This window comes from Luteococcus sp., assembly GCF_043424415.1.
Taxonomy (GTDB): Bacteria; Actinomycetota; Actinomycetes; order Propionibacteriales; family Propionibacteriaceae; genus Luteococcus.
Genome location: NZ_JBHWOO010000269.1, coordinates 1 through 5,639, shown reverse-complemented (window position 1 = coordinate 5,639; position 5,639 = coordinate 1). Strand labels below are relative to the sequence as shown.

Genomic DNA, 5,639 nt, shown 5'->3' with positions numbered 1-5,639 from the left:
GGTGTCCTCGTCACTGGTTGGTCACTTCGCGGTGCGGGCCGCCAGACGCTGGTCGAGGATCTTGTTGGCCCCGCGCAGGGTGTCGGCTGCGTACTGCAGGCCCTCGATGCGCCCCATCGAAGTGTCCTCGTGCTCGATGTTGACCCACATGTTGGGATCCACGTCGTACAAGGCCTCCAGGAAGTCGGCCCAATACTCGACATCGTGCCCGACGCCGACCGCCACGAAATCCCAGGCGGACTCGCCATGCTTCGGCCACTCGTTCGCCCACTCGTCACCACCAAGATTGGTGCGCGGCTCATCGGGCGACAGGCGGCGGAAGTGGTTGTCCAGGACCGAGCGGTAGGCAGCATTCGGGTTGACCCGGGCATCCTTGGCGGCCGCGTGGACGACCAGATCACCCAAGTAGCGCACGGCCTTGACAGGATCCATGTGCTGCCAGAACAGGTGCGAGGCATCCAGCTCGACACCCAGGTTCTTGCAGCCGGTCATCTCGACCAGCTTCTCGACGTCCAGTGGCGTGAAGACCAGGTTCTGCGGATGCAGTTCCAGGGCCACCTTCACCCCGTGCTCACCCGCCAGCTGGTCCATCTCCTTCCAGAAGGGCACGGCGACCTCCCACTGGTAGTCCCAGACGTCGAGGGCAGCAGAGTTCCAGGCGTTGACGATCCAGTTGGGGTGCCGCGTGTTCGGCTCGCCACCGGGCAGGCCGGACATGGTGACCACGCGGTCCTGCCCCAGGCGCTCGGCGAGCCTGATGGAACGACGGATGTCCTCGGCATGCTTGTCGCCGATCTCGGCATTGGGGTGCAGCGGGTTGCCATTGCAGTTGAGGCCGGCGACCTGGACCCCGGTGCCCTCGAACTGCCCCAGGAAGTCGTCCCGGGCCGTGTCACTGGTGAGGATCTCGTCGATGTTGGGCACGTGCACCGGGGGCAGGAAGCCGCCGGTGTTGATCTCGATCCCGCTCAGGCCGACATCCGCGATGTCCTTGAGCGCCTGGGGCAGGGGGCGATCATGGAGGGTCGCGTTGTAGACACCCAGCTTCATGGTCAGTTCTCCTCGTCGTTGATGGAAACAGTGGCGCCGCCCTTGCGGGCCGATTCGGCAACCGCGGCAAGGACCACCATGTTGCGCAGGCCTTCGTCGAAGGAGGCATTGCGCGGCAGCGACTCCGCTTCGGGGATCCCTGCAACTTCCTCGAGGAAGGAGCGGGCCTGGAAGTAGAAGCCGTCGTTCTGGCCCACGCCGACGCCGGGGGCATCCATTGGCAGGCCATTGGAGAAGTAGGGGTGGTCGGGACCCACGGAGATGCCGCGGTACCCGTTGCGACCATAGGGACCCTCGTTCAGGAAGAGCTCGAAGTGGCCCGGGTTCAACATGTCGAAGCGTGCCGCGCCCTTCTCGCAGAAGACCTCGAACTTGAGGCCATTGGGGTGACCGGCTGCCACGCGCGAGACTTCGAAGGTGGCGACGCCACCGTCGGCGAGCTGTGCACCGAAGCCGGCGTAGTCGTCATTGGTGACTTCTTCGAACTCGTCACTGACGGCGGCCGGGCCGTGCCCCTGGACATCAGCCAACGGCAGCGGGCGCTTGCTGATGGCGGTGAGGAAGCGGCCACCACTGACCTCCGTGATCTGCCCACCCATGAACTCGCCGATGTAGCTGAGGTGGCTGGCCACGTCACCGAGGGCGCCGGTGCCGGGCGCGCCGCGGTAGCGCCAGGCCATCGGGGACATCGCGTCGAAGGAGTAGTCGCACCAGTAGCGGCCGCTGAAGTTGATGACTTTGCCCAGCGTCCCGTCCTGGATCAGTTCACGAATGGCCGCGATGGCAGGCTGGCGGCGGTAGGTGAAGCCGACGCGTGCCACGGTGGACGCCTCGCGGGCGGCCTTGGCCATGGCTCGGGCATTCTCGATGGAGTCGCTGAGCGGCTTCTCGCACAGCACGTGCTTGCCGGCGGCCAGCAGCCCCTCGACCATTTCACGGTGCAGGGCATTGGCCACGACGACGCTGACCACGTCGATGTCATCAGCCTCGGCGATCTTGTGCCAGTCGGTCTCGAAGCGTTCGTAGCCGAAGCGCTTGGCGGCGGTCTCGGCGAAGCCGGCATTCGCGTCGCAGATGGCGACGAAGCGGATCTCCGGCAACACGGACTCATACAGGGTTGGGGCCACTCGATAGGCCTCCGCGTGCGATCTTCCGGCCATGCCGGCGCCGATCACGGCCACCCCCAGGGACTGCTTGGTCACGACATCCTCCTTGATGTGTCCTACTGGTCTGATTCCTGCTGGTTCTGGATCTTGTGCTCCACTTTTGGAGCGCTCCAAGTGCCTCCAACGGTAGGCCCGCGCACCGCGCTCGTCAAGGGCTTGTCCTGACAATTCCGAGCGAAGGCCCAGCACGGCAACCAGCTACCCTTCTGGCAACGACAGATGGGGGAATAGTGGCAACCAGCGGCACATCGCGCCCGACGATCTACGACGTCGCACAGGAGGCAGGGGTCTCCAAGTCGCTCGTCTCACTGGTGCTCAACGACTCCCCCTTGGTCAGCGACCCCAAGCGCGCGGCGGTGCAGCGAGCCATCGAGAAGCTGGGCTACCGGCGAAGCCGCAATGCCGCCAGCCTCGCACGTCACCGCTCGCACACCGTGGGGCTTGTGGTGGACGACTTCGAGAACCCCTGGTTCGCCCCCCTGCTGCACGGCCTGCGCGAGACACTGGCACCACACGGTCTCCACGTGGCCATCCGCGACCAGCAACCAGTACAAGGGCGGCCGGTCAATGCCATCGAGGACTTCCTGGAGAGCGAGGTCGACGCGCTGGTGGTCGCCGCCGAGCCGGGCCGCGACTTCGACGATCCGGGCGTGCCCACCGTCGTGGAGAGCACTCGCCTCAACACCATCGCGGGAGCAGACCTGGTCAGCAGTGACCAGCTGGCCGGTGCACGGCTCGCCGTCGACCACCTGGCAGGCCTGGGACATCGCGAGATCGGCCACGTCAGCGGGCGCGGAGGCGCCGCGGCGACCAGATGCCGCGGCTACCAGCAGGGCATGGAGGCCCATGGCCTGACCCCACGCATCGCCGGCACTCGTGAGGACACCACCGAAGAGGGAGGCTATCGGGGAAGCCTGGAACTACTCCACGAGAATCCCCAGATCACGGCAATCTTCACGGCCAACGACACGATGGCGATGGGTGCGTGGGCCGCCCTTCGTGAACACGGTCACCACACTCCGCCACAGGTTGCCCTGGTGGGTTATGACAATTCGCCAGCCGCCCGCAGCCACCTGCTGGACCTGACAACGGTGGACCCTCGCAACCATGACGTGGGGGTCCTGGCCGCCGAGACGCTGCTGCGACGGATGGCCGACCCGAGCCGTCCGCCGGAGCAGCTGCAGGTGATCCCCGAGCTGGCCATCCGCTCCTCATCCGGAGCCGCACGGTCAGCACCGGGAGGACACACCAGGGACGACTTCATTTGTCCTGACAAATAGGCGGTTGGATATGGCTTTTGTCCTGACAAGAGCCTAGAGTTGTGGTGTCGAGCAGCGAGGCTCAGGAGGAGTCCAATGTCCCCGTCCACCACCGCACCAGTCATCACCATGGGTCGAATCGGCGTCGACCTCTATCCACTGCAGATCGGCGTCGGTCTCGAGGAGGTCACCTCCTTCGGCAAGTTCCTGGGCGGCAGCGCCACCAATGTGGCCGTCGCCGCCGCCCGGCTGGGCCACCAGGACGTGGCCACCGTGACGGCCGTCGGCAATGACCCCTTCGGCCGGTGGCTCCGCACGGAGATGAAGCGGCTGGGCGTCAAGGACGACTTCGTCGAGACCACCGAGGACCTGCTGACCCCCATCACCTTCTGCGAGATCTTCCCGCCGGATGACTTCCCGCTCTACTTCTACCGGCGCCCCACCGCCCCGGACCTGCAGCTGCGGCCCTATGACATCCCGCTGCGCTCCATCGTCGAGGCGAAGCTGTTCTGGTTCACCGGCACAGGCCTGTCCCAGGAGCCCAGCTACTGGGCGCACATGACGTCCTTGGAGCACCGCGGCCGCACCCAGCACACGGTCTTCGACCTGGACTGGCGTGACATGTTCTGGCGCGAGCGCCACATTGCCTCTGAGCGCTATGCCGAGGCGCTGAAGTACTCCACGGTCGCGGTGGGCAACAAGGCCGAGTGCGAGGTTGCCGTCGGTGAGACCGAACCCGAGCGCGCCGCCGATGCCCTGCTGGAGTGTGGCGTTGAAATCGCCATCGTGAAGCAGGGCCCGAAGGGGACCTTGGCCAAGACCCGCGACGAGCGGGTGGAGGTTCCCCCCACCCGCACCGAGACCGTCAACGGCCTTGGTGCAGGGGATGCCTTCGGCGGATCGATCATCGACGGGCTGTTGCGTGGCCACAGTCTGGAGAAGATGATCCGGCGTGCCAGTGCAGCCGGCGCGATCGTCGCATCGCGCCTGGAGTGCTCGACGGCCATGCCCACGGCAGACGAGATCGATCGGGTCGTCGCTGCCGGGAACACGGCCGTTCTCGGCGAGCGTCCCTGACGCGCCACCCCCGCCAATAGACGCATGGCTGGGCCCCGACACCCTTTGCAGGTGCCGGGGCCCAGTCATGGTCGAGGACTTTCGTCCCTCTCGCTCAGGCGAGCGCCTGCAAGGCCTGCAGGGAGGCCTTGGCATTCTCCACGGGGCCGGCGCCGGCCGGCGGCTCCTCGTCGATCATGATGTCCTGCTCCAGGACGTAGTAGCCGTCGAAGCCTGCCTCGTGCAGCGTCTTGACGATGCTGGAGAAGTCGATGTCACCCTGTCCGATCGGGGTGAACATACCGGCCTTGATCCCCTCACTCCAGGTGATCTCGCCCGGAAGCAGCTTGTCGGTGAGTTCCTTGCGGATGTCCTTGGCGTGGACAATGTCCACCCGGTCGGCATACTTCCTGACCAGCTCGACAACATCACACCCACCGCAGGAGATGTGACCGGTGTCGAGACACAGCCCGACGGTGGAGTTCTCCAGGACGCGCTCGACCTCGTCGGCATTCTGGACCATGGTTCCCCAATGCGGGTGCAGGCACGCGATCACGCCGCGCTCGGCGCAGACCTCGCGGATCCGGGAGAGGTTGCCGAACAGCGTCTCCCAGCCCCTCTCGTCCAGGGTGGGGCGATCGTCGTACCCGTCGCGCCCGGAGTCCGCAGCCAGGATGAGGAAACTGCCACCGGCCGCCTCGAAGGCGTCCAGTTCCTTGTTGACCATGGGGATCGGGTCGAAGTCCGGATCGTGCATCACCGCGAGGAAGAAGGCTCCCACGGGCTGCAGGCCGAACCTGCCCACCACTTCGGCGCGCTCGACGGCATCGACCGGCAGCCACCCCTGGGGGCCGAACTCCGTGGCGGTCAGACCGATCTGCTTCATCTCGGTGAGGACCCGCTCGGGATCCATCTGGTAGCCCCAGCCGGGGACCTCGCACACGCCCCAGCTGATGGGCGCTCCGGCAATCTTCATGACAACTCCTTTGTTGGTGGTGCTCGGTGGTCTTGCCCTGTCGTGCTCATGCCCTGGATCCGCGGCGGCAGTCCCACGCCTGCGGGGAGGGCATCGGACCGCGGTGGGCACATGGCGTCATGTGCCCAGACT

5 protein-coding genes are annotated in these 5,639 nt (G+C 66.1%); 2 read left to right on the top strand and 3 right to left on the bottom strand.

Features of this window, described 5'->3' with window-relative positions; all coding sequences use genetic code 11:
• Positions 1-21 precede the first annotated feature (21 nt).
• Both ACHFFZ_RS15220 and ACHFFZ_RS15215 read right to left on the bottom strand, forming a co-directional pair.
• Positions 22-1,050, bottom strand: a complete 1,029-nt coding sequence (locus ACHFFZ_RS15220) for a sugar phosphate isomerase/epimerase family protein (protein ID WP_394277446.1) — start codon at positions 1,048-1,050, stop codon at positions 22-24.
• 2 nt (positions 1,051-1,052) lie between these two features.
• On the bottom strand, positions 1,053-2,252 hold the full coding sequence (locus ACHFFZ_RS15215; RefSeq protein WP_394277445.1) for a Gfo/Idh/MocA family protein: 1,200 nt from the start codon (positions 2,250-2,252) through the stop codon (positions 1,053-1,055).
• Positions 2,253-2,446: 194 nt separating this feature from the next.
• On the opposite strand from ACHFFZ_RS15215, the gene ACHFFZ_RS15210 reads away from it, so the two are divergent.
• Both ACHFFZ_RS15210 and iolC read left to right on the top strand, forming a co-directional pair.
• Complete coding sequence (locus ACHFFZ_RS15210; protein WP_394277444.1) at positions 2,447-3,496, top strand: LacI family DNA-binding transcriptional regulator; 1,050 nt, start codon at positions 2,447-2,449, stop codon at positions 3,494-3,496.
• A 75-nt stretch (positions 3,497-3,571) separates the two neighbouring features.
• The gene (gene iolC, locus ACHFFZ_RS15205; protein ID WP_394277443.1) at positions 3,572-4,552 is read left to right on the top strand and encodes a 5-dehydro-2-deoxygluconokinase; all 981 of its coding nucleotides are present in this window, start codon (positions 3,572-3,574) and stop codon (positions 4,550-4,552) included.
• Positions 4,553-4,646: 94 nt separating this feature from the next.
• On the opposite strand, the gene ACHFFZ_RS15200 is transcribed toward iolC, so the two are convergent.
• Positions 4,647-5,507 carry a sugar phosphate isomerase/epimerase family protein gene (locus tag ACHFFZ_RS15200; protein WP_394277442.1) on the bottom strand — a complete coding sequence of 287 codons (861 nt, stop codon included), beginning with the start codon at positions 5,505-5,507 and terminating at the stop codon, positions 4,647-4,649.
• Positions 5,508-5,639: the final 132 nt, after the last annotated feature.

Excerpts from the sequence above, each read along its gene's own strand:
- ACHFFZ_RS15220 (WP_394277446.1), bottom strand. The coding sequence starts at position 1,050 with ATGAAGCTGGGTGTCTACAACGCGACCCTCCATGATCGCCCCCTGCCC.
- iolC (WP_394277443.1), top strand. The coding sequence starts at position 3,572 with ATGTCCCCGTCCACCACCGCACCAGTCATCACCATGGGTCGAATCGGC.
- ACHFFZ_RS15200 (WP_394277442.1), bottom strand. The coding sequence starts at position 5,507 with ATGAAGATTGCCGGAGCGCCCATCAGCTGGGGCGTGTGCGAGGTCCCC.